Origin of the sequence: Antricoccus suffuscus (genome assembly GCF_003003235.1) — a bacterium.
GTDB classification, from domain to species: Bacteria; Actinomycetota; Actinomycetes; order Mycobacteriales; family Antricoccaceae; genus Antricoccus; species Antricoccus suffuscus.
Genome location: NZ_PVUE01000001.1, coordinates 327,980 through 350,494, shown reverse-complemented (window position 1 = coordinate 350,494; position 22,515 = coordinate 327,980). Strand labels below are relative to the sequence as shown.

Annotated in this window: 21 protein-coding genes; 13 read left to right on the top strand and 8 right to left on the bottom strand. The window is 64.2% G+C overall.

Going from position 1 to position 22,515, the window contains the following annotated elements:
* Nucleotides 1-32 precede the first annotated feature (32 nt).
* The 4 genes from CLV47_RS01730 to CLV47_RS01715 are packed head-to-tail and all read left to right on the top strand — an operon-like array spanning nt 33 to nt 4,461.
* On the top strand, nt 33-560 hold the full coding sequence (locus CLV47_RS01730; protein WP_106347259.1) for a PH domain-containing protein: 528 nt from the start codon (nt 33-35) through the stop codon (nt 558-560).
* Nucleotides 557-2,128, top strand: coding sequence for a PH domain-containing protein (locus CLV47_RS01725; protein WP_202862323.1), 1,572 nt, complete (start codon nt 557-559; stop codon nt 2,126-2,128). The genes CLV47_RS01730 and CLV47_RS01725 overlap by 4 nt, the downstream gene beginning before the upstream one ends.
* A 49-nt stretch (nt 2,129-2,177) precedes the next feature.
* On the top strand, nt 2,178-2,729 hold the full coding sequence (locus tag CLV47_RS01720) for a nucleosidase (RefSeq protein ID WP_106347258.1): 552 nt from the start codon (nt 2,178-2,180) through the stop codon (nt 2,727-2,729).
* A gap of 58 nt (nt 2,730-2,787) precedes the next feature.
* Nucleotides 2,788-4,461: a DUF885 domain-containing protein gene (locus CLV47_RS01715; protein WP_106347257.1), complete on the top strand. Its 1,674-nt coding sequence runs from the start codon at nt 2,788-2,790 to the stop codon at nt 4,459-4,461.
* Nucleotides 4,462-4,574: 113 nt separating this feature from the next.
* Here the strand turns inward: CLV47_RS01715 and CLV47_RS01710 are convergent, their stop codons facing one another.
* The 3 genes from CLV47_RS01710 to CLV47_RS01700 all read right to left on the bottom strand — a co-directional run bounded on the left by CLV47_RS01710 (nt 4,575) and on the right by CLV47_RS01700 (nt 7,407).
* Complete coding sequence (locus CLV47_RS01710) at nt 4,575-6,098, bottom strand: class I adenylate-forming enzyme family protein (protein WP_106347256.1); 1,524 nt, start codon at nt 6,096-6,098, stop codon at nt 4,575-4,577.
* A 131-nt stretch (nt 6,099-6,229) separates the two neighbouring features.
* Nucleotides 6,230-6,655 (bottom strand): rhodanese-like domain-containing protein, encoded by a 426-nt coding sequence (locus CLV47_RS01705; RefSeq protein ID WP_106347483.1) that lies wholly within the window; start codon nt 6,653-6,655, stop codon nt 6,230-6,232.
* A 77-nt stretch (nt 6,656-6,732) separates the two neighbouring features.
* Nucleotides 6,733-7,407: a DedA family protein gene (locus CLV47_RS01700; RefSeq protein WP_238145163.1), complete on the bottom strand. Its 675-nt coding sequence runs from the start codon at nt 7,405-7,407 to the stop codon at nt 6,733-6,735.
* Between the two features lie 235 nt (nt 7,408-7,642).
* Between CLV47_RS01700 and CLV47_RS01695 the strand changes: the two genes are divergently transcribed.
* Both CLV47_RS01695 and mftD read left to right on the top strand, forming a co-directional pair.
* The gene (locus tag CLV47_RS01695; RefSeq protein ID WP_106347254.1) at nt 7,643-7,873 is read left to right on the top strand and encodes a hypothetical protein; all 231 of its coding nucleotides are present in this window, start codon (nt 7,643-7,645) and stop codon (nt 7,871-7,873) included.
* A 54-nt stretch (nt 7,874-7,927) separates the two neighbouring features.
* Nucleotides 7,928-9,103 carry a pre-mycofactocin synthase MftD gene (gene mftD / locus CLV47_RS01690; RefSeq protein WP_106347253.1) on the top strand — a complete coding sequence of 392 codons (1,176 nt, stop codon included), beginning with the start codon at nt 7,928-7,930 and terminating at the stop codon, nt 9,101-9,103.
* 95 nt (nt 9,104-9,198) lie between these two features.
* On the opposite strand, the gene CLV47_RS01685 is transcribed toward mftD, so the two are convergent.
* Nucleotides 9,199-9,507: an EthD family reductase gene (locus CLV47_RS01685; RefSeq protein ID WP_106347252.1), complete on the bottom strand. Its 309-nt coding sequence runs from the start codon at nt 9,505-9,507 to the stop codon at nt 9,199-9,201.
* A gap of 99 nt (nt 9,508-9,606) precedes the next feature.
* Nucleotides 9,607-11,031 (bottom strand): aldehyde dehydrogenase family protein, encoded by a 1,425-nt coding sequence (locus CLV47_RS01680; protein ID WP_238145162.1) that lies wholly within the window; start codon nt 11,029-11,031, stop codon nt 9,607-9,609.
* 108 nt (nt 11,032-11,139) lie between these two features.
* On the opposite strand from CLV47_RS01680, the gene CLV47_RS01675 reads away from it, so the two are divergent.
* A complete protein-coding gene (locus CLV47_RS01675) occupies nt 11,140-11,736 on the top strand; it encodes a TetR/AcrR family transcriptional regulator (RefSeq protein WP_106347481.1) in 597 nt (198 codons plus the stop codon).
* Nucleotides 11,737-11,802: 66 nt separating this feature from the next.
* On the top strand, nt 11,803-13,116 hold the full coding sequence (locus CLV47_RS01670; protein WP_106347251.1) for a phenylacetate--CoA ligase family protein: 1,314 nt from the start codon (nt 11,803-11,805) through the stop codon (nt 13,114-13,116).
* On the opposite strand, the gene CLV47_RS01665 is transcribed toward CLV47_RS01670, so the two are convergent.
* Both CLV47_RS01665 and CLV47_RS01660 read right to left on the bottom strand, forming a co-directional pair.
* Entirely contained in the window at nt 13,113-14,213 is a 1,101-nt protein-coding gene (locus CLV47_RS01665) for an LLM class flavin-dependent oxidoreductase (RefSeq protein WP_106347250.1), read from the bottom strand. The two genes, CLV47_RS01670 and CLV47_RS01665, sit on opposite strands and share 4 nt — an antisense overlap.
* A 121-nt stretch (nt 14,214-14,334) precedes the next feature.
* Nucleotides 14,335-14,835: a winged helix-turn-helix transcriptional regulator gene (locus tag CLV47_RS01660; protein WP_106347249.1), complete on the bottom strand. Its 501-nt coding sequence runs from the start codon at nt 14,833-14,835 to the stop codon at nt 14,335-14,337.
* Nucleotides 14,836-14,997: 162 nt separating this feature from the next.
* On the opposite strand from CLV47_RS01660, the gene CLV47_RS01655 reads away from it, so the two are divergent.
* The 5 genes from CLV47_RS01655 (at nt 14,998) to CLV47_RS01635 (ending at nt 20,850) form a co-directional block, all read left to right on the top strand.
* Nucleotides 14,998-15,546: an FAS1-like dehydratase domain-containing protein gene (locus CLV47_RS01655; protein WP_106347248.1), complete on the top strand. Its 549-nt coding sequence runs from the start codon at nt 14,998-15,000 to the stop codon at nt 15,544-15,546.
* Nucleotides 15,547-15,555: 9 nt separating this feature from the next.
* Nucleotides 15,556-15,996: a MaoC family dehydratase gene (locus CLV47_RS01650; protein WP_106347247.1), complete on the top strand. Its 441-nt coding sequence runs from the start codon at nt 15,556-15,558 to the stop codon at nt 15,994-15,996.
* 10 nt (nt 15,997-16,006) lie between these two features.
* Nucleotides 16,007-16,633, top strand: coding sequence for a TetR/AcrR family transcriptional regulator (locus CLV47_RS01645; RefSeq protein WP_170110912.1), 627 nt, complete (start codon nt 16,007-16,009; stop codon nt 16,631-16,633).
* Between the two features lie 21 nt (nt 16,634-16,654).
* Nucleotides 16,655-17,698 carry a hypothetical protein gene (locus tag CLV47_RS01640; protein ID WP_106347245.1) on the top strand — a complete coding sequence of 348 codons (1,044 nt, stop codon included), beginning with the start codon at nt 16,655-16,657 and terminating at the stop codon, nt 17,696-17,698.
* 719 nt (nt 17,699-18,417) lie between these two features.
* A complete protein-coding gene (locus tag CLV47_RS01635) occupies nt 18,418-20,850 on the top strand; it encodes a LuxR C-terminal-related transcriptional regulator (RefSeq protein WP_170110911.1) in 2,433 nt (810 codons plus the stop codon).
* 92 nt (nt 20,851-20,942) lie between these two features.
* Here the strand turns inward: CLV47_RS01635 and CLV47_RS01630 are convergent, their stop codons facing one another.
* Complete coding sequence (locus CLV47_RS01630) at nt 20,943-22,508, bottom strand: long-chain-fatty-acid--CoA ligase (protein WP_106347243.1); 1,566 nt, start codon at nt 22,506-22,508, stop codon at nt 20,943-20,945.
* Nucleotides 22,509-22,515: the final 7 nt, after the last annotated feature.

Below are 22,515 nucleotides of genomic sequence, written 5' to 3'. Positions count from 1 at the left end.
CGCGGCCAGAGGGGACATGGCACGCTAGGAGCATGACCATACCCGCCCACTCCGACACGGCTGATGACCGGACCGACTTCGCGCTACGCCCTCCGGCGTATCTGGTGAGTAAGCGTGCGATCTGGTACTGGACGGCGCGTACGCCGCTCCGCTGGATCCCAGTCATCGTCGCTCAGGTCATCTGGTGGGTGATCGATGACGGAGACTCGCAGTGGCGTTGGCCAATTGCGATCGCGACGCTGGTGCTGCTCGCCCTCAACACGATCATCGAACCGCAGTGGCGTTATCGGGTGCATCGCTGGGAAGTCACCGACACGGCGGTCTACACGCAGTCCGGTTGGTTCACCCAGGAACGACGTATCGCACCGCTGTCACGCGTGCAGACCGTCGACCTGGAGCGGGGTCCGATCCAGCAGTTGTTCAAGCTGGCCGAAGTCACTGTCACGACCGCATCGGCGGCGGGGCCGCTCAAGATCACCGGGCTCGACCGTCCCGTCGCCGAGCAGGTCATCCGCGACCTGACGGCCTCGGCCGAAGCCGCACAGGACGACGCGACGTGACCGAGACTCTGCGCGAAGGATTCGCCAACCTACCGGAGGCGGATTCAGAATGGCGCCGGCTCAATGCGCGGATGCTCCTCATCCATCCCATCAAGGAAATCGGACGCTTCTTCCCGGCGCTCGTGGGGGTGTTCTTCCTCGGCAACTCAGGCGGCAAAGGACACTGGTGGGCGCTCGGCGCCGGCGTCCTGGTCATCATGATGGCGCTCCTGCGGTGGGTCACCACCCGTTTCCGGATCACGCCGGACAAGATCGAAGTGCGCACCGGGCTGTTTCGTCGTAAGGCGCTGGCGGCGTCCGCAGACAGGGTGCGCACCGTCGATCTGACCTCAGACATCCTGCACCGGGCGCTCGGGCTGGCCAAGGTCGAGATCGGGACCGCGAGCACCGGCCGGGACAACCGGCTCATCCTCGACTCGTTACCGACCAAAGATGCGCAGCAGCTTCGCATCGACCTGCTCCATCGGCGTACGCCGGCCTCGCACGCCGACTCGCTGACGTCCGGCGAAACGGTCGCCATACCGACCACTTTGCCGGACGCTACGGCCAAGCATCTGATCTTGCGGCTCGATCCGAAATGGATCCGGTACGCGCCGCTTACGTTGTCCGGCGTCATCTCCGGTCTGATCATCGTCGGTTTCGCGTGGCGGATTCTCAATGAGATCGGCGGGCAGATCAACAGGATCGCCGCGATCGAGCAGACGACACAGGCGCTCGCGAAGCTCTCCACCTGGGTAGCCGTCGCGATCGTTACTATCGCCCTTCTCCTCATCGTCACGCTGCTTTCGGTCGTCGGTTACGTCCTCGCGTTTTGGAGGTTCCGGCTCAGCAGACACGACGGCGGCACACTGCACGTCAGCCGCGGGCTGCTCACGACGCGAGCGACCAGCATCGAGGAACGACGGCTGCGCGGCGTCGAGCTCGTCGAACCGCTACTACTGCGCATTGCCCATGCGGGACGGATGTCCGCAATCTCGACCGGCCTTCGCGCCAAGGGTCGCGAGAGCAATGGCGAGGGCGGATCGACGCTGGTCCCACCCGCACCGGTGTCCGTCGCGTCCCAGGTCGGCGGCGAGGTGCTGCGCGATCGGGGCGCGCTGACTGCGCCCCTTACCCGGCACGGCCCGATCGCGAACCGTCGGCGCTACAGCCGCGCATTCCTGGTCTCGGGCGTCGTGATCGCGATCGCCGTACTGGCGTGGAAGCCCGGCCTGCCGCTGATCCCGGACCTGTCCGGCGTCGTTCCCGTGGTGTCACTCGCGCTGATTCCGATCGGCGCACTACTGGCCCGAGACCGCTACCGCAACCTCGGCCACGCCCTGCACGACGGTTACCTGGTGCGCCGGGCCGGATCGCTGTCACGGCGTACGTCGGTATTGCAGCGTGACGGCGTCATTGGCTGGAATCTGCGTCAGTCGTTCTTTCAACGCCGGTCCGGCGTTATCACCCTCACCGCAACCACCGCCGCGGGCGCTCAGCACTACGACATCCGCGACCTGGAGCCCTCGATAGCAGTCGAGTTCGCCGAGTCCGCCGTACCAGGTCTGTTGCGACAGTTCCTCGCCTGACGTTTGCCCCACCTCTTCTCCGACCGCACCACTCAACCGAGAGGACCCCGTGTCCACGTCCGATGTCATCGTCGTTTCCGCAACGCAGTCCGAGGCGGCGTACGTGCCCACCGACTTCCGGGTCGTGATCTGCGGCATCGGAAAGGTCGACGCCGCCATCGCCGTGACCCGCGCGGTGCTTGAGTCGGACGGCCAGCCGACAGTGATCAACATCGGTACCGCCGGCGCACTTCGCCCCGACGTCGCTGGCTTGTTTACGCCGTCGCTGGTGCGCAACCACGACATCAGCGCCGCGGTTTTGCGTTCACTCGGCTACCCCGTGGTCGACGAGATCGAGATCGACGGCGGGGACGGTACGACGCTCGCCACCGGTGACAGCTTCATCACCGATCCCGCCGTACGCGACGCACTTGCCAGGGAGGCGCACATGGTGGATATGGAAGGGTTCGCGATCGCCCGGGCCTGCGCGCAACTCGGCATACCGGTGCGGCTGGTGAAGCACATCAGCGACCAGGCCGACGAATCCGCCATGGACTGGCCACAGCAGGTGGATCACAGCGCGCGGATCCTGGCCGACTGGCTGCGCGACAACCTCCGCTGAACGGTCAGCGTGCACGGGTACGGCGACAGGACACGCGACCGTCACTACGCTGAAGGGTATGACTCCGACGCGCCAGCCCACGCCCATCGACCGTATAGCCGAAGGCTGGGTCGTCACCCTCGCCGACCTCGTCCCCGACATCGCTGTCTGGATCGGTCTCCCCGGCCGCGTGGGCGAGTACGCCGACCTATCCCCCGCCGGCCATGAGGAGCGCATCGCCGCGACCAAAAAAGTCATCACTGCACTTGAAACGGCCGAGGTCGCCGATTCGGTCGATCAGGTGACCAAGACCGACATGCTCGCCGACCTGCGACTGACCGTCGAGGAGTACGACGCCGGCCTGTGGAAGCGCGATGTCAACGTGCTCGAGTCGCCTGCGCAGTCGATCCGCGGCATCTTCGATCTCATGCCTCACGCGACCGAGGGCGACTGGGAGACCATCTCCGAGCGTCTGGGCAACCTGCCCGGCGCCGTACGCGGGTACGTCGAAACCCTGCGAGCGGGTATCCGCGACGGGCAAACCCCGGCTCGGCGTCAGGTACGCGAAGTGCTCGACCAGCTGAAACGGCATGCCGCGGCGGACGGCTTCTTCGGTACATTCGCCGGCGCGGCCGCACTGGACTCCGGGGCCCCCCTGCCGGCATCGCTCACGGCCGACCTCGCGAAGGGGGCGAACGCGTCCGCGGCGGCGTACGGCGAACTCGCGGACTTCTTCGCCAAAGAACTCGCGCCCGCGGCTACGGACCAGGACGCGGTCGGCCGGGAGATCTACGCGCTGGAGTCGCGCAGGTTCCTCGGCGCCGTGATCGACCTTGATGAGACTTACGAATGGGGCGTCGAGGAGCTCGAGCGGATGGTCACCGAACAGACCACGATAGCCAACGAGATCAAACCCGGCGCGTCGGTCAAGGAGGCGATCGCGCACCTCGAGGCCGATCAGTCGCAGCGCTTGCATGGCACAAAGGCGCTGCAGGAATGGATGCAGCGGCTGGCCGACACCGCCGTCGCGGACCTGTCAAAGTCGCACTTCGACATCCCGGAGCCGGTACGCCGGATCGAGTGCATGATCGCGCCGACCCAGGACGGCGGGATCTACTACAGCGGGCCAAGTGACGACTTCTCCCGCGCCGGGCGGATGTGGTGGTCGGTGCCCGAGGGCGTCACGGAGTTCGACACCTGGCGCGAGACCACGACCGTCTACCACGAGGGCGTGCCTGGCCATCACCTGCAGATCGGCCAGGCCGTCTACAACCGTGCGCTGCTCAACACGTGGCGGCGGCAACTCGGTGGCACCAGCGGGCACGCAGAGGGGTGGGCGCTGTACGCCGAACGCCTCATGGAAGATCTCGGCTACCTCGACGACCCGGCCGACCGGCTCGGGATGCTCGATGGACAACGAATGCGCGCGGCCCGCGTCGTACTCGACATCGGCGTGCACCTGGGCAAGCAGCGGCTCGACGGCAAGGGCGTGTGGGACTACGACTACGCGTTCGACTTCATGAACGACAACGTCAACATGGAGGAGGCGTTCGTCCGGTTCGAGGTCAACCGCTACTTCGGCTGGCCCGGTCAGGCACCGTCGTACAAGGTGGGCCAGCGCATCTGGGAACAGCTGCGTGACGAGGTACGCCGCCGCGAAGGCGACGCGTTTTCGCTGAAGGATTTCCACCGCCGCGCTCTCGACATCGGCGGCGTCGGCCTGGATACTCTGCGCTCCGCGCTCCTCGACTGACCCACGGTTTACCGATAGCCCTACGGAGTGGCGACCGCGCAGCGCACATCGGGTGCGCGGCTGATGCGGCTGTCGAGGGTCACGAGCACTCGCTTATCGAATCAGACGGCTTGTCAGGGGAACTGCTGCCGCAACTCGGGCCGGTTGAGCTTGCCGCTTCCGGTACGGGGCAGGGCATCGACGAACTCGATGCGCTTCGGTCGCTGCAGTCCTTTAAGATTCGGATCGGTTTCGCAGTAGCTATAGATGTCCTCAGCGCTGACTCCCCGGGCCGACGGCACAACGACCGCCGTTACTTTTTGCACCCACCGGTCGTCGGCGGTGCCGATGATCGCGACCTCCGCGATCTGCGGGCAAGACGCGAGATGCGACTCCACCATCTGCGGATAGACGTTCTCACCGCCGCTGACGATCATGTCGTCGATCCGGTCGACGTAGTACAAGTATCCCTCGCTGTCTGCTCGCACCAGGTCCCCGGTGCGGAACCAGCCGTCGACAAATCGTTCGGCGTTTAACTCCGGCATCCGCCAGTACCCTGGCGTCACCGCGTCGCCGCGCACCCAGAATTCGCCGACGTCCTCAGAGCCTGACGGCAGTGCCTCGTCACCGCCCGGCGGCACCAGCTGCCACCGCATGATTTGGTCCAGGGCGCGACCCATCGACTCTTCGCGCGGCGATTCGCCGGCGCGATATGTCACGGCAAGGCCGTTCTGTTCGGTCTGGCCGTAGATCTCGGTCGGTACGACGCCGGTCCCGCGCACGAAACGTTGCACCGGCGCGGGCGGCGTACGCGATCCGCCGAACATGCAGATGCGCATCGAGTCCAACCGAGTCGGGTTGTCCTGAGTGAGGTTTCCGACGTCGATGAGCATGGTGGAGATCAGCCCGCCGATCGACGGTCGCGACTCCTGGACCAATCTCAGCCACTCGTTGGGGTCCCATTTCGGCATGAACGTGATCTGCCCGCCGCGCGCCAACACCGGCAAGCTACACAGTTGAAGTCCGCCGACGTGGAACAACGGCATGGAGTTCAGCGCGTGGTCGTCGCCGTTAATCCCCCAGATGTCGATCACCGCGTCGACCTGCGAGCCGGTGTTGCGGTGCGTCTGCCGCACGCCCTTGGGCATGCCGGTCGACCCGCTGGTGTACATCAGCAGCGCGTCCTCGTCGTCGAGTCGCGGCTGCACTTCCGCCAGCGGCGAAGCGGTCCGCGAGATCGTCGCGAAGTCATAGTCTGAGTGCTCCGCCCCCGCAGCCGAGATGATCCGTCCGGCGAGCGGAAGACCGGTCAGCAGCTCTTGCAGCCGAGTGACATCCTCGCCTCGTGCCAACACCCACTGAGCCTCGGAATCAGTGACGGCATGGCGTAGCGCGTCGGCCCCGAACAGATAGTTGAGCGGGACCGCCACGCCGCCGGCCCACCATGCACCAAAGATCACCGGCAGGTATTCCAGGCAGTTCGGCGCCCAACAGGCGACGCGCTCGCCTGGTTTCAGCCCTTGCTCGCGCAGAAATCCGGCAAATCTCCGGCTCTGCTCGACGAACTGCGCATAGGTCACCTCCACGCTGCCCATGCGCAGCGCGACCCGGTCCGGGTGCTCCGTTGCGGCGCGGCTCAAGATATTCGCGAGGTTCATGGTGGTGCTCCCCCGGCGCTACAAGTAACGCGTCGAGGCAACGGCTGGCTCGACTGAGATGTGCGGCAACGCCCGCATCTAAATTACTGCGGACCCATCCTCTTGGGAATAGGTCGCAACTGCCCGCGTGGCTACTTCTTGCCGTGCCTCTCCCTGTCGACGACCGGTTTGCCGGCCTCCTTCCAGGCACCAAATCCGCCTTCGATGTGCGACACGTTCGAGATGCCCATGTCTTGAAGGGTCTTGGCCGCGAGCGCAGATCGCCAGCCACCGGCGCAGTACAAGACCTTCTCGCGGTCATCACCAAGCGGCTCTTTGAAGTACGGCGACTGCGGATCGACCCAGAACTCGAGCATTCCGCGGTTCACGTTGAACGCCGACGGAACCTGCCCCTCCCGGTCGAGCTCACGCGAGTCGCGAATATCGACGAACAAGACGTTCGGATCGTTAACCTTGGCCGCTGCCTCGTCCACGGTGAGCGTGACTACCTCGCTCATCGCTTCGTCGACGAGCTGCATGACGCCCTTTTTCAGCGGTGGTCGCGTATTGTCGGTCATCGGCTTCTCCTTCGTTGCCACGTGATGTCGATCTAATCACGCGACCGCAAGCCCGCGGCGTACCGAGCGTCGAGACGTCAGTCGGTCGGTTCAGCGGTCTGAGTCCGATTCTTGCGCTTCTGCACGAAATGCATCAGCGCCGGAGCCGCGGAGAACAGTACGACGATCACCACGGCCGCGACGATCACCAGGTCGAGATGGTCCCGGATAAACGCGACCTGGCCGAGCCAGATCCCGAGCAGTGTCACCACGACGACCCACGCGACGCCGCCGATCGCTGAATAGAGCGCGTAGATCTTGCGGTCCATCTTCGAGGCGCCGGCCATAACCGGCGCGACGGTACGGACGACCGGCACAAACCGCGCCAGCACGATCGCCGGCTTGCCGTACTTGTCGAAGAGCTTTTCGGACCTTTGGATGTACTCCGGTTTAAGGAACTTCGCGTCCGGGCGTTTAAACACCGCTGGCCCGACCTTGTAGCCGATCCAATAGCCGACCATGTTGCCGATGAACGCCGCAAGCGCCATTGCTGCCAGCAGTACGACGAGCGGCGTCGCAATCGCGCCACTGGCCCAGAAGATGCCGGCGAAGAACAGGAGCGTGTCGCCGGGCAGGAAGAAGCCGATCAACAGCGCGCACTCGGCGAACAGGATCAGGCAGATTCCGAGCAGTGCGAACCCGCCCATGCCGGAAATTATGTTGGCGGGGTCGAGCCAACTGGGCAGGATCGAGGCCTGATATGTCACTGTCACGCCAAAACCTTATCTGTGAAACTTGAACGTTGCCTGTGGACGCGGCCCAACTCACCGCCGTTTCGCCGCGACGAGCGGCCGGCCGTACGAAACACGCCGTTCCGAACGACGCTCACCCACCCGAGGTACCGTCCCCGCACCGACAGACATGCGCCCAGCGCGCCCGAGAAATTCGGCTCGCCGACGTACTATTGGCTTTTTGGTCTCGGCCACCGGCCGGCGGGAGGCGCTACCCATGTTCGACACGAGCTCGACGACGCTGTTTGTGCTCGTCATCCTCGGTCTGATCGTCGCGGCCGGCGCCGTCACCGCCCTGCTCGCCTGGGCGATCGCCGCCGTATTTGCCGTCCGCGCCCGCCGGCTCAAACGGTCCGGCAATGAGCCGGAGATCGTCTACTCGGGATTCCTGTTTGACCTTGCTCCGCCGAAGGACCGGGAGTACGACGAGGCCCCCGACGCCGCCTAGCCGATCCGCACGGGCAAACTTATCGGTTGATGACGTCGATTGAAGGGTTCTGTCATGGCTAAGAACGAATGGTTTGAGACCGTTGCCGAGGCGCAGCGACGCGCTAAGAAACGGCTGCTGCCTTCGGTGTACGGCGCCTTGGTCGCCGGGTCGGAAAAGGGCTTGACCATCGACGACAACATGGCCGCGTTCAGCGAGCTCGGTTTCGCGCCGCACGTCGCGGGCCTGTCAATGAAACGTGAACTCGGCACCACCGTGATGGGCCAGGAAATCTCGATGCCGGTAATGATCTCGCCGACCGGCGTACAGGCCGTGCACCCCGAAGGCGAGGTCGCCGTGTCCAGAGCCGCGGCGGCGCGAGGTACGACGATGGCGCTGAGCTCGTTTGCCAGCAAGTCGATCGAGGAAGTAGCCGCCGTCAACCCCAAGACGTTCTTTCAGATGTACTGGGTCGGCACCCGCGACGTGCTCGTGCAGCGGATGGAACGCGCCCGCGCGGCCGGGGCGAAGGGGCTGATTATGACCCTGGACTGGTCGTTCTCCAACGGCCGCGACTGGGGCAGCCCGGCAATCCCCGAGAAGCTCGACCTCAAGACCATGATCAAGTTCGCGCCCGAGGGGCTGCGCCGGCCACGCTGGCTGCTGGACTTCGCCAAGGCCGGCAAGATCCCGGACCTGACCACCCCTAATCTCACGCCGCCCGGCGGCGAGGCGCCGACGTTCTTCGGCGCGTACGGCGAGTGGATGCAGACCCCGCTGCCGACCTGGGAGGACGTGGCCTGGTTACGCGAACAATGGGGCGGGCCGTTCATGCTCAAGGGCGTCATGCGGGTGGACGACGCGCGTCGCGCGGTCGATGCGGGCGTCTCGGCTATCTCGGTGTCCAATCACGGCGGCAACAATCTTGACAGCACTCCCGGGTCGATCCGCGCCCTACGACCGATCGTCGAGGCGGTCGGCAACGAGATCGAGGTCGTGATGGACGGCGGCGTACGACGTGGCAGCGACGTGGTGAAGGCCCTCGCGCTCGGCGCACGTGCGGTGATGATCGGTCGCGCCTACCTGTGGGGCCTCGGCGCCAACGGACAGGCCGGCGTCGAAAACGTCCTGGACATCCTGCGCGGCGGTATCGACTCCGGCGTACTCGGGCTCGGGCACTCCTCGGTGCACGATCTGTCGATCGACGACCTCGTCATCCAGCCGGGCTTCATGCGCGCCCTCGGCGCCTAGGACGTCGTCAACCAAATAGCGTCATACGTCCCGGCGGCAACTTCGGCCTGTGAAGGCTCGCGACCGGGACGTATGACCTTATTTGAAGGTGCGGGTTAGACGGCGCGCTCGGATAGGTAGATCGAAGCAAGCTTGTCGCCGCCCCAGGACGCGAGGTCGACGCTGGTCGCCTTGCCCTCTTCAGAACCCAGCGCCTTCTGGGCGGCCTCGGCGTTCTCGAAAACGAGTTCGGTGATCACGTAGAGCTTCTGCTCGCCGGCGATATTCTGCACGACCTTGTTGACGCGGTTCTCGAGCAGCCCCGGCATCTTGTTGACCAACGGGACATGCCCGTCGAAGTAGCTCTTGTCGAACGCCGCGGCGTCGTCGGGCACACGGTAGGTCACAAACAATGAGGTAGTCATAGTTCGGATCGTAACCGAGCCCGCCCTCGAGCGATAGACAGGAAGATCGGGCCCGGTAGTCCGAGCCCGATCTTCCCAGTTAACTATGAAATCGACGAACTAGCGCTGCATCGCCTTGGTCTCGAGGAACTCGGCGAGACCTTCCGAGCCCAGCTCGCGGCCGTTGCCGGACTGCTTGTAGCCACCGAACGGCGCCATGAAGTTCCAGCGGCCGTCGTTGATGTCGACTTGACCTGCGCGCAGCCGGCGGGCGACGGCGAGCGACTTGTCGGCGTCCGCGCCGTACACGCCGGCCGCGAGGCCGTACTTCGTGTTGTTGGCGAGGCGTACGGCGTCGTCGATGTCGTCGTACGGGAAAACCGTAATGACCGGGCCGAACACCTCGTCCTGCGCGACCTCGCTGTCTTCCTTGGCCCCTGCGAGGACGGTCGGCTTGACGAAGAAGCCTTTGTCCAGGCCCTCGGGCGCTTCCGAGCCGCCGGTTACGACGGTGGCGCCATCGGCTACTGCGCGGTCGATGAAGCCACGCACCCGGTCGCGCTGCGCTTCGGAGACCATCGGGCCGAGGCGGGTCGACTCGTCGTTGGGGTCGCCCGGGGCGTGCTTCTCGGCCGCGGCCTTCGCGAATTCAAGGGCCTGGTCGTATTTCGCCGCCGGCACGAGCATCCGGGAGAACGCGGTGCAGCGCTGGCCGCCGTTGGTGAAGCACTGGTTGACCGTCGACTTGACCGCCTTCGCGAAGCCCTCGTCGTCGAAGTCGTCCATGATGACCGACGCGGACTTGCCACCAAGCTCAAGAGCGACGCGCTTGATCGTGTCGGCGGCGTTCTTAGAGATCGCCGTACCCGCGCGGCCCGAGCCGGTGAAGGAGATCATGTCGATGTCCGGGTGGGACGACATCGCGTCGCCGACAACCTCGCCGCGACCGCTGACGACATTGAAAACACCTTCAGGCAGGCCGATCTCGTCGAATACCTTCGCCAAGTTGTACGCCGAAAGCGGCGCCAGCTCGGACGGCTTGAGCACGATGGTGTTACCGGCGAGCAGGGCCGGGGCGGTCTTGGCCGTCACCTGGTGCAGCGGGTAGTTCCACGGCGTGATCGCACCAACGACACCAATTGGCTCGTGCGCGATGATGGAGTTGTTGACCTCCTTCTCCCACTCGAACTCGTCAGCCAGCTTGGCGTAGGTCTTGAGCGTGCCAATCGGCGTACCCATGTGGACCATGTTGGAAATCTTGATCGGAGCGCCGAGCTCGTCGGTGACGGTCTGCGCGTATTCGGCGGACCGCTCCTTCAGCAGGTTGTTGGCCTTGACGAGGTATTCCGCGCGCTCTTGCGGAGTCTTCGACGACCATTCGGGAAATGCCTTGCGAGCCGCGGTGACGGCGGCGTCGACGTCTTCTTTAGTGCCGTCAGGGACGGTGGCGATGGCCTCTTCGGTCGTCGGGTTGATGACCTCGATGCGCTTGTCAGAGGTGGAGGGTACCCACTTGCCGCCGACGTAAATGTCGTAGTTGTTCACCGATGCTCCTTGATAGTCGATCCGTGCGTTTGTATGGAGTTTTACGTGGTTTTGGTGCACACTAACGTTACGCCCGACCGAACGGTCGGTTTCGTCCCGAGTGGAGCCATGACCAAGCCAGTACGCCGCAAACAACACGATGCCAACTCGCTCCTGCAAGTGGCCGTACGCGTGTTCAACGAACGTGGTTACGACGGTACGTCGATGGAGCATATCGCGCTCGCGGCCGGTATCACGAAGTCGTCGATCTACCACCATGTCGACGGGAAAGAGGCTCTGCTCGGGCTCGCGCTGGACCGGGCGATCGACGCGTTGGACGGTGCGTTTCTTCCTGCCGGGCAAGCCCTCGAGGACTTCGGCGCGCCGATTGTCGCGATCGACGGCGTCGTACGCCGCACGACGAAGGCCCTCCTCGACGACATCGAGGTCATCACGCTTTTCCTGCGAGTGCGCGGCAACTCCCCCACTGAACTCAAGGCGATCGACAAGCGCCGCGACTTCGACAAGCGGGTCAGCGAACTGGTCACGCTCGCGGCCGATGCTGGCGACATCCGCGCCGACCTGGACCCACCAGTGATCACCAAGCTTGTGTTCGGCGCCATCAACTCGCTCATCGACTGGTACAAGCCCGGCGGCCGGCTCACCGACGACCAGGTCGTGGACCACGTCTCCGCGCTCGTCCTGGACGGCCTACGACACAGATAAACCAAGATGCAGGTAGCCCCGGACATCGATAAACCCACCAGATAGCTCCAACCGAAATGGGGATCCATGTTTGACCACGCGGCACAGACTCAGCCCGTCGAAGAGCGGCGCACCGACCAACAGCGCCTGCTCCGCACGCTGATCGACCGCGTCAAGGACGCCTCGCCGCAACACCGCGCGCAGCTGCGCGGCATCGACAGTTCCGACGTCACCCTCGACAACCTGCACGAGCTCCCATCAGTGCGCAAGCAGGATCTGCGCGAGTTCTACCCACTCAACTCGCTGTGCGTCGACCGGTCGCAACTGCGCCGAATCCACGCCACGTCCGGCACGTCGGGCAAACCAACGATCGTTGCCTACACCGACCACGACATGGCCGTGCTGCGGCGTACCAACGCCCGGGCTCTCGATGCGTCCGGCGTCATCGCCGGCACGATGGTCCACAATGCCTACGGCTATGGGCTTTTCACCGGCGGCCTCGGATTGCACGCTGGCATCGAGGAGCTCAAGGCCTGTTGTCTGCCGATCTCCGGCGGCAACACGGCGCGGCAGGCCGCGATGATCCAAGACCTGCGCAGCGAAGTCCTCCTGTGCACGCCGTCGTACGCCGCGGTGATCGCCGACCTCTTTGCCGCACAAGGGGTCGACCCGGCCGACATCGCCTTGCGCGCCGGAATCTTAGGCGCCGAGCCGTGGAGCGAGGGGATGCGCGAGAAGGTCGAAGCCGGACTGGGCATCACCGCACTCGACATCTATGGCCTATGCGAGGTGCAAGGACCGGGAGTCGGATTCGAGACTGTCAACAGCGGTGGTCATCTGTTCGTCAACGAGGATGAATTCCTCGTGGAGTGCATCGACCCCGTGAGCGGGAAGCCCTGCGCAGAAGGCGAAGTAGGTGAACTCGTCTTCACGACGCTGACTAAGGAGGCTGTCCCCGTGGTGCGTTACCGGACCGGTGACCTCGCCTCCCTGCAACGGGTCAACGACCCAGAAGGCCGCACGTTTGTCACCATGTCACGGATCCTCGGCCGCGCCGACGACATGCTGGTGATCCGCGGCGTCAACGTCTTCCCGTCCGAGATCGAAGCCGTCCTGCTCGCCGACGCACGGGTCGCCACGGCGTACACCTTGGTCATCGACGAACGCGGCACCATGCCCTCACTCGTCGCGGTCACCGAACCGGTTGCCGGCATCGACCGCTCGGCGCTCGACACGATGCTCGAAGGCCTTCAGCGCCAGCTCAAGGAACGTCTCGGGGTCTCGTGCAAGGTCGTCTTCGCCGAGCCCGGCGGGCTGCCGCGCACCGAGGTCGGCAAGGCCGTCCGCGTCCAGCGATGGAAGCCGAACGCCGAATCACCTTTCCCCGGCGTACTGGCCTAGCCCGAGCGCGGTTCCAGCGGTTGCGACGTTCCGGTATTGACCGAGGCGTCATCGATTGCGCGGACTAGTTCGATGGCGCGGCCCATGGTCGCGAGCTGCGCATCGAGCGTGTCCCCCGCGGGATATAGCCGCACGGTGTCGACACCGGCGTCCTGCCATACCCGCAGCCGGTCCCGGACCATTGACTCGGTGCCGATCAGCGTCGTACCGAGCACCATGTCATCGGTCACGAGCTCGGTCGCACCGTCACGATCACCGGCCTGCCACCGCTCACGAACCTCGGCGGCGACCTCGGCCCATCCCTGCCGGCTGTATGCCTTGTTGTAGAAGTTTGTCGACGCGGAACCCATCCCGCCGAGGCTGAAGGCAAGGCCCTTCTTGCGGTCGACGATCATGTCGCGCAATGCATCCTCGTCGGGCGCGAAGGCGACTTCGGCTCCCTGGCAAATGTCGAGATCATCGCGAGTGCGACCGGACTTGGCCAGACCCTCGTCCAGCGGGGCAAAGTAGGCCTCGTCGGCGCCCTCGGGCACAAAACTAGTCCCGACCCATCCGTCGGCGATCTGCCCGGTCAACCGCAACATCGCCGGCGACATCGTCGCAAGATAGATCGGTATGTCATGTAGTGGACCGGTCGACAGCCGCATCGGCACCGCGTCACGGCCCGCCATTGGGATCTCGAACTCGCGACCGGAATACGAGATCTTTCCGCCGGCGAAGACACTCCGGACGATCTCGACCGTCTCGCGCAGTCTCGACAGCGGCCGCGCAAAAGGTACGCCGTGCAAACCCTCGATTACCTGGGGGCCAGATGCGCCTAGACCGAGTAAGAACCGCCCACCTGAAAGGTTGGAAAGCGTGATTGCGGCCTGTGCGATCGCGACTGGCGTTCGGGTGCCCAGCTGGATGATTCCAGAGCCGAGCAACATCCGATGGGTCTTGGCCGCGTAGTAGCCAAGAGCCGACGGCGCATCCGAACCCCAAGCCTCAGCCACCCAACACACGTCCAGACCGAGTTTCTCCGCCTCGACGACGAAGTCGGTCTGCTCCTGCCACCGGCCACCGCTGGAGGCCTCGATCGTGGTTGCCGTACGCATCAGCGGTCCCCGCTCGAGTCCGTCTTGCGGCCCTGGCGCCGTTCACACTCTTGATTCAACATCATGATGCTCGCCCTCAACTAGTCGCTGAGCACCACAGTTGCGTAATAAGACTTATTTGTCAAGAAGATGAGAATCTCCGCAGCACGCTCGGATGAGTCTTGAGCCGTTCGGGGTAACCCGGTCCCATCCGGCGGCTGACGTCTTCCGATTTAAGGGGCTCATGGCAGTGCGCGCAGACCACCTCGGCGTACGTGTCGTGACCGCACGGGTCGTGACGCATAGTGATCGGCGGGCCGTCCTCATCGGCGAGCCAACGATCACCCCACCGCGACATGGCAGCCAGCACTCCGTAGATTTCGTGGCCCTTTTCGGTGAGGACATACTCGTGTCTGGGCGGCTCGTCCTCGTAGCGCTGTCTTTGCAACAGGCCCTCTTCTACAAGCTTGCGCAGCCGATCGGACAGAGTGTTACGAGCGATACCGAGCTCAAGCTGAAACTCGTCGAACCTCCGTATCCCGTAGAACGCCTCGCGCAGCACCAACGGCGTCCAGCTGTCGCCGAGCAGGTCGACGGTGCGCGCGATCGAGCATGGCCAACGGGCGAACGAAGGACGTTTCATGAACTCATCATACCGAGTCGCCAAGTAAGACCCAGCCGGTAAAGAGGATATTCAGCCATCTTGAAACCCTCACTACGCACTAGTACCACGGGGAGACTCGCCGCTCTCTTGCCCGTCAACCCAACCTACTGTACGTTCGTTAGGCAAAGGGGAAGGCGCCGCATGACAGACATCGAACGACTAAAGACGTACGCCACTACCGAGAAGCAGCGCGGGTTCGAGTGGGACTTCCGTAAAGACATCGCCCAGTACGAAGTGTGGGACGAAATCCAGGTCGGGCAGGTCGGGACAGGGGCACAGACCTACCTGATCACCGATGATGACGTTCTTGACTTCAACCGGGGCGCACTAGAGACCGACCCGCGGTACGTCGACGCAGAGCAAGCCCGGACGCACGGCGGCCCGCGGATCCATCCGCTGTTCTGCGTCGCGATTGCCTTCTACTGCATTGATCGGGGTATGGGCAGCTGGATCCGGACGCCCGGAGCACGCAATCCGGGTCAAGACATCGAGATCCACGAGCAGTTCGAGATCGGCGAGGAAATCAACCTCACCATCACCCATTACGACAAGTGGGTCCGGCGCGGCAACTACTACATGCAGGACAAGCTTGAGTACCGCAACCAGGACGGCACTCTGAAGGCCACCTGGTACGTCTCGCTGCTGCTGCCGAAGACGCGCGCCGACGTCCAACGTTTCGCATCGGCCTAAGGGGAACAGATGAGCAGCACGTTGAGCTTTGCCAGTATTGAAGTCGGACAGCAGCTTCCGCCGATCGAGGTCGACGTTACCCAGCAGATCATCGACCGTGCCGCGTTGACTCATCTGGATTTCAACCCGGTACACACCGCGATCGAATGGGCTACTCGCGCTCAGGTCTTCGGCACCCCCAAGACGGTCGCGCACGGCATGTTCACAATGTCTCAGATGGCGTCGGTGATCGAACGCGCCTGGGGACCGCATGGCGCGACGATCCGCAAGATGGAATCGAAATTCACCAAGCCTGTCAAGGTCGGCACCACGGTCCGCTTCGAAGGCTCCGTCTGGGAACTGCACCCACATAGCCCGGGTAACAACACGGTTGTTGTCTCGCTCAAGGGCACCGACGACCAAGGCGAGACGATCAGCGTCGGGGCCTTCCGCGTCGCGGTCCCCGACTGACGAGCCGGCGATGACCGCGCGGTCGAGGTCGATACCCACGAAGCGATCCAGCCCCGGCCGGCACGGCGACACGACCATCGCGGCCGGTAATAAACGAGCCGAGATCTTTGACGCGGCGGTCGCGTTGTTCCTGCACCGCGGCTACGACGCGACGTCGATGAGAGACATCGCCGCCGCGGTCGGCGTGATGCCAGCGTCGATCTATTACCACTACGAGTCAAAGGAAGCGCTGCTGGTCGCTGCCGTCGCCGACGGAGCTGGCCTGCTCAAGGCGTCGGTCGACGCGGCGACCGACAGCGAACTCGATCCATGGACCCAGCTCGAGCGAGCATGCGCAGCGCATCTGACGACGTTGCTGCACGGGCCGGACGTCGTACGGGTGCTGTACTTCGAGCTGCAGCGTCGCCGCGAGGGTCGCGTTGAGTCCGACTTGCTTCGTATCCGGCGGGAGTACGAGAACCTATTCCGCGACCTCATCGACGCGCTACCGATCGGTGACGGCGTGAGCCGCACGCATCTGCGGCTTACAATCCTCGGCGCAATGGCGTGGTCGCCGGTATGGTACCGCCGCGAAGGCGACAGCCCGACGCAGATCGCGCGGGCTCTTATCGCACTAGTCCGGTATGGATCCGGCTGATCGCGAACGTATATTGCCCCCATGGGATCTGGCATAAAAGAAGAGGCGGCTTGGCGCGCGGTCGCCGAGTTGTACCACGCATATTTCACCGGAATCGTGCTGTCGAGTACGACGCGCTGCGGTTCGGCGCGCACCGCCGAACTGGTCTACGAGGTCTTTGCGCAACAGCGCAGCGACAAGTTCCTGCCGGGCCTGCAGAAGCTCGGCATCGACGGGCTCCCCCACGCCGTCGCCGCGGCGCAGTACCACTACTTGTCCAACCACATCGGCGGAGTGAGCGTCGAGTACATGCCCGAGTCGGACCGCAAGGCGTGGATCCGGTACGCCGCACCACGGTGGGTGTGGGCCGGCGCCGCGATGTGCGCTGTTCCCTCTGACGTGTCCAAGGCAATGCTGCGCGGCTGGCACGCTCGCAACGGCGTATCCCTTGGAAACCCACGGCTCGGCTTCGTGTGCACCAAGCAGGGAGTCGACGGCGACTCCGGTCTTGAGGGTTACTACTACGAGTACGACGAGGACCTCGAGCCGCACGATCGGCTGCGGTTCGCCCGCCACGAGGACGCGCCGGACTTCGATCCGGACGCGGCGCCCAAACTGCCGACCGACACTTGGCCGACCGCGCGACTCGCCAAAGCACACCGCAACTACGCGATCGCGTACGTGCAGACCGCCGTACCCATGGCAATAAACCTTTGGGGCGCAGAGGAAGCGACGCACGTCCTGGGTATCGCCGCCCGAATGATTGGCATGCAGTTCTATCACGATCTATGCGGCATCCTCGGGCACTCACCCGACGGGAGCGCCGAGTCGTTCGCGGCGTTCCTAGTGGCGATGTTGGAAGGTCACGGCGACAAATGCACAGTCGCGGCGACTCCGGCCGGGATCGAGATCCGGCAGAGCGGCTGGTCGTTCGGCCGCGATCTCGACCCGCACCCCGCCATCGCAACGATTTGGGCGCGGCTGTTCGAGGGCACACTCGTCGCGCACAACCACCGGCTCGCGCTGCACGTCACCGACGACTTCACCTGGACGATTTCGGCCAACCCACGCCGACCTACCAGCTGAGGAGTTTTGCACTCCGAGCGATCGGTCGTGGTGGTTCGAGAACGTTCGTGCTCGCTAGATTCGTTGCCGGTCGTGTGTCTATTCGCGTCGGTTGTTGAGGGTGATACAGGACCGCGGTTGTAGTGCGTGTCCTTGTCTAGTGGTGAGGGCATATTTTCTGGGGGCCCGGGCCCACGGGAAAACATTTGTGCCGATTCGCAGCGTGACCGACTCGCGGGTGATGTATTCGGGCACATATGTACTGGAAGGACTGAGCGCTATCGGTCCGGCCGACCTATGGCGAGGTCAACGGGGTCCTTACACCAAGCACCCGCCGGGTGAACCTCCTGGTGAATTTTCATCTAACAGGTACCGGGCCTGGCATTCTTGCCGTTATATGGACGTCGCGACGCAAGATCATCGGTGTCGCTTGGCGTCGGTAACATAATGTCGGGGGGCATAGATCGCGCGTACGCGCCGCAGATCGGTCGCCGACGCCCTCACGTCCCGCAAACGGTGGGACGCGGCGCAGGTAGGGTAGAGATGACTAGCACCTTGGTCGTCTCGATCCCGTACCTGTTGCCGAGGAGTCTTGCTCGATGGTCGCTGCCAACGGGGATGGCGGCGCGAGCCCGACAGTCAGATCACTGCCTGTTCCGCGGCTGCCGCGGCTTCCCACGCATGTCATTGATCGGCCGTGCCTTCTTCAAGTATTCGATACCCCCGCGCCGCTAGTAATCTTGCGTGCACCGACCGGCTTCGGAAAGACCGTTCTGCTGGCGACCTGGGCGGCGTCGCGATCAGAGACCGAGGTCGTCGCGTGGGCCCACGTCGATGAGGACGACCGCGACCCGGGAGCATTCTGGAGCCGGATACGGGAAACTCTTCACGATGTTGGTATAGGCGTCCCAGGAGCAGCTCGTACGTCGGAGTCCGATCGCCGTCATGTTCAACGCGCGATCCAAGGCGCCAATCGACCGGTCACCCTCATCCTCGACGGATACGATGCCGCAGCAGAAGAGCTCGATCGTGCGCTCGTCGACCTTCTCAGGCAGCAGCCCCAGCTCACGCTGATCATCAGCCTGCGCAGCCATCAACGGTTGCCAGCCGGAGCCCGGGTCGGGCTCGAAACGGTCATCATTGACGCGATGGATTTGCTGTTTAGCGTCGCTGAAGTCGGCGTTCTGCTGAGCGCTCGAGGTGCCCAGGTCACCGAAGCCCACGCCGCGGCGGTGTTCCAGCAGACAAACGGCTGGCCCGCGCTGGTCGCGGCGCTCGCCGAAGGAGCTACCACAGACAACCTCGCCGCGGACTACGTCCGTAGCCACCTGCTGCCCCAGATCGAAGCGCCCGAGTTGCGTCGTTTCCTCCTGATCGCGAGCATCCCGCGTCCGCTCACGGCCGACATCATGCGGCTGCTCACCGACGATCCCGCAGCAGACGGCAAGCTGCGCCAGCTGGAGTCGGCCGGCGTACTGTTCGCCACCATCGAGGACGGCACGGCGGCGTACCAGATCCCTAGCGCCATGCGCGTGGCTCTGGGTGAGGAGCTGACGGCCAGGTGGCCGGGCCTCGCCTGCGACGTACATTCCCGCTTGGCGCGCTGGCACCTCACGCAGCAGGCTCCGGCCGAGGCGTTGCGACATGCGATCACCGCCCAGGACTGGGGTGTCGTGGTCGAGGTCATCAACAAATTTTGGGGGCTGCTGCTGGGACGCGATAGCGAACTCCTTTACGAAGCATTCATGCTCACGCCGCTATCCGAGATCACTGGGATTCGGGCCCTCGCTTGTCGGGACCTGATGTTGCGTGCCCCCGACGACACCTTTTTGGCGATGGCACCGACGGCGCTGCCCAGCACGCGCGCCGAGCTCGAGGAGTTAGGACGCTCACCCGACGTACGGGATGCGCTTCCTACCGGCCTGGTCGTCATGATGGCGCTTCGCCGCCGAGGTCTGCACCGTGAGGCGCGGGAGTACAGCGATCGGCTTGAAGTTCTTGGCCGGGCCGCCCGGATCGCGCGCACGAATGAATCGTTATGGCAGCTCCCCCCGATGTATACGCAGACCGGGACGACGAGAATGCTCGCCGGGAACTTCAGAGACGCGATCGGGCACCTGCAGACGAGCTATCACACTGCTCATGAGAGCCCGCTGGCCATCGTGGCGCCCGACGCCGCCGGTCGAACCGCGCTGGCGTGGGCACTTCTGGGGGACAGCAACAGGGCCGCGATATGGCTTGCGCGTCACGATGCGGCGCCAGACCCACAAGACTGGTTCGTCCCGGTTGTGCGCTCTCCCGGGCACGGCGCGCGCGCACTGATCGCCATTGACCAGCTGCTGCCTGACGCCGCTCGAGAAGCTCTCGACCGCATCCAAGATGGCCCTCACCCCGACGAGTCGTGGCCATTCTTGGCATACGTTCGCGCCCAATACGCCCTGATCTGGGGAGACCCGATCGGCCAACTCAATGAGCTGGACGAGACGCGCGATCGGCATCGCGCGTGGATCGGTGAAGGCGGGATCGCCGCGCCGATGCTAGCGAGCGCCGAGGCCGACCTGCTGACGTCACTGGGATGGGGCAACCAGGCACGCGCGATCATCGACGGTCCGCATGCCAGCCATCCGCTGATGCAGGTATCGCGGGCCCGCCTTGCGCTGCTCACCGGGCGGTCTCAAGACGCGCTCATGACGGGCAGCAGCACCACATGGACCCGCAATGCGCCCTCGAAGTTTCAGCGCGAAATGCTGCTCCTGCACACGGTCGCCAATCTCCGGCTCGGCGAAATCGACACCGCCGCGACTATGCTGCGCCGCGCCGTACGCCGGGCCCGGTCGGCGCACGCGCTGCGCGCGTTTGCGACCGTGCCGACCGAGGAGATCGCCGTACTCGCCGATCGAGTTCCCGAGGCTGTCGCGCTGCTGCGACACCGACTCGTCCGCGATACGGCCCCGATCTACCCGGACACTATCGACGTGGTGACGCTGACCGAACGCGAGACGCTGGTGCTCAACGAGGTCGCCGGCGGGCAGACCATGCCGCAGATCGCCGAAGCGCTCTATGTCTCGTACAACACCGTCAAGTCTCAGATGCGCACCCTCTATCAGAAACTCGGCGCCGGTTCGCGTCCCGAGGCACTCATCCGGGCCCGTGCGCTCGGCCTCATCGACTGACCAACCCACCGCGGCTACACCACGATCGTGCACGCCCGGCGCCACGATGCGCTTACGGATTGCGATGACCCGCCGGACCGTTCAACGAGCATTCATTCTTCGGTCGATTGCGCAGCCAGCTCGCGAAGTTCACGTTTCAGAATCTTGCCGGCGGCATTTCGGGGCAGTTCGTCCACGAATAGAACCCTTTTGGGCTTCTTGTACCCCGCCAGACTTGCCCTGCAATGCTCAATGATCTCCTCTGCCGTTGCCGTCGCGCCGGCACGCAGTTGCACGGCGGCTACTACGTTTTCACCCCACGTCTCATCGGGTACGCCGACCACGGCAGCCTCGGCGACCGCGGGATGCTCGTAGATCACTTCTTCGACCTCGCGCGAGTAGACATTCTCACCGCCGGTCAGAATCATGTCCTTCTTGCGATCGACGATGTACCAGTTTCCTTCGTCATCGTTCCGCGCCAGATCGCCAGTATGAAACCAGCCGCCCTCAAACGCCTCTTGGGTTGCGACCTGGTTGTTCCAATAACCGATCGTGACTTGAGGCCCGCGCACGACGAGCTCCCCTACCGTTCCGGTCGCGACGTCCTGCATGCGGTCATCCACTATTCGAAGCATGGCTAACGGCATCGGCCTGCCCACCGAGACCAACAGTTCCGGCTTCTCAGTCAACCCACGCACGTGCTGCGCGCTCGGGTGGTAGAGCACGTTTCCCGACAGCTCGGTCATGCCGAAACCGGTCGAGAAAGCGGCGTTCGGAAATCGGGCCATGCCCTGTCGCAACACCTCGGCAGGCATCGGGGCGGCGCCGTAGCCGATACGTCGAATGCTGCTGACGTCGTACTTGTCGAAGTCAGGATGTCGAAGGAGTTGGCTAAACATCGTCGGCGCCACAGATGTTTCCGCGATCTGGTATTTCTCGATCTGCTCCAACAAACCCTTCGGGTCATACCTGCGCATGAGGACTAGGAACCGTCCCCTCAAATGAGTCACCAGGATCCCGTAGCCCGCGACGTGACACAGCGGCCACGGGAACAGGAGCGGACCGGCAACCTCACTTGGCCAACCCATCGCCGAGTTGCACGCGGCCGCGACCAGGTTCGCGTGCGACAGCATTGCGCCCTTCGGCCGACCGGTAGTGCCACTTGTATAGATGATCCAGGCCAGATCATCCCCTCGGACTTGGATGTCCGGCTCCTGGGTCGAACCGCGGGCCAACAGTTCGTCGTACGCCGTAACGTCTGCAGGAGTGTTGTCCTCGTCGACCCCAAGCATCACAATCTGGAGCGCGCCGACCTGCGCCGCCACCGATTGGGCGACCTCGAGATACTCCGGCTCGGTGATGAGGACGGCGGCACCGGAGTCGCGAACAATATGCTCAATTTCGCGCGTACTGAGCCGATAGTTAAGGAAGACCAGCCCCATCCCTGCTCGGGGGACGGAGTAGTACAACTCGACGTACTCAGGCCGATTCTCGGCCAGAATCGCGATCCGGTCACCCTGCCGGGCAATGCTCAGCAGAGCATTAGCCGACTGGGTAATGCGGTCCGCGAGACTTGCGTAGCTATATATTCGATCGCCGTACTGCAACGCCGGTTGGTCCGGCTCGCGCTGCGCGGTGAACGCCACGATATCGCTGACCAGCATCTGACTTGCGGACATACTCGGG

Bases quoted from the DNA above. Each gene is read 5' to 3' on its own strand.
- CLV47_RS01695 (WP_106347254.1), top strand. From the start codon at position 7,643: ATGTTCGACACGAGCTCGACGACGCTGTTTGTGCTCGTCATCCTCGGT.
- CLV47_RS01715 (WP_106347257.1), top strand. From the start codon at position 2,788: ATGACTCCGACGCGCCAGCCCACGCCCATCGACCGTATAGCCGAAGGC.
- CLV47_RS01730 (WP_106347259.1), top strand. From the start codon at position 33: ATGACCATACCCGCCCACTCCGACACGGCTGATGACCGGACCGACTTC.
- CLV47_RS01660 (WP_106347249.1), bottom strand. From the start codon at position 14,835: ATGAAACGTCCTTCGTTCGCCCGTTGGCCATGCTCGATCGCGCGCACC.
- CLV47_RS01650 (WP_106347247.1), top strand. From the start codon at position 15,556: ATGAGCAGCACGTTGAGCTTTGCCAGTATTGAAGTCGGACAGCAGCTT.
- CLV47_RS01670 (WP_106347251.1), top strand. From the start codon at position 11,803: ATGTTTGACCACGCGGCACAGACTCAGCCCGTCGAAGAGCGGCGCACC.
- CLV47_RS01685 (WP_106347252.1), bottom strand. From the start codon at position 9,507: ATGACTACCTCATTGTTTGTGACCTACCGTGTGCCCGACGACGCCGCG.
- CLV47_RS01655 (WP_106347248.1), top strand. From the start codon at position 14,998: ATGACAGACATCGAACGACTAAAGACGTACGCCACTACCGAGAAGCAG.
- CLV47_RS01630 (WP_106347243.1), bottom strand. From the start codon at position 22,508: ATGTCCGCAAGTCAGATGCTGGTCAGCGATATCGTGGCGTTCACCGCG.
- CLV47_RS01665 (WP_106347250.1), bottom strand. From the start codon at position 14,213: ATGCGTACGGCAACCACGATCGAGGCCTCCAGCGGTGGCCGGTGGCAG.
- CLV47_RS01705 (WP_106347483.1), bottom strand. From the start codon at position 6,655: ATGACCGACAATACGCGACCACCGCTGAAAAAGGGCGTCATGCAGCTC.
- CLV47_RS01640 (WP_106347245.1), top strand. From the start codon at position 16,655: ATGGGATCTGGCATAAAAGAAGAGGCGGCTTGGCGCGCGGTCGCCGAG.
- mftD (WP_106347253.1), top strand. From the start codon at position 7,928: ATGGCTAAGAACGAATGGTTTGAGACCGTTGCCGAGGCGCAGCGACGC.
- CLV47_RS01675 (WP_106347481.1), top strand. From the start codon at position 11,140: ATGACCAAGCCAGTACGCCGCAAACAACACGATGCCAACTCGCTCCTG.
- CLV47_RS01710 (WP_106347256.1), bottom strand. From the start codon at position 6,098: ATGAACCTCGCGAATATCTTGAGCCGCGCCGCAACGGAGCACCCGGAC.
- CLV47_RS01645 (WP_170110912.1), top strand. From the start codon at position 16,007: ATGACCGCGCGGTCGAGGTCGATACCCACGAAGCGATCCAGCCCCGGC.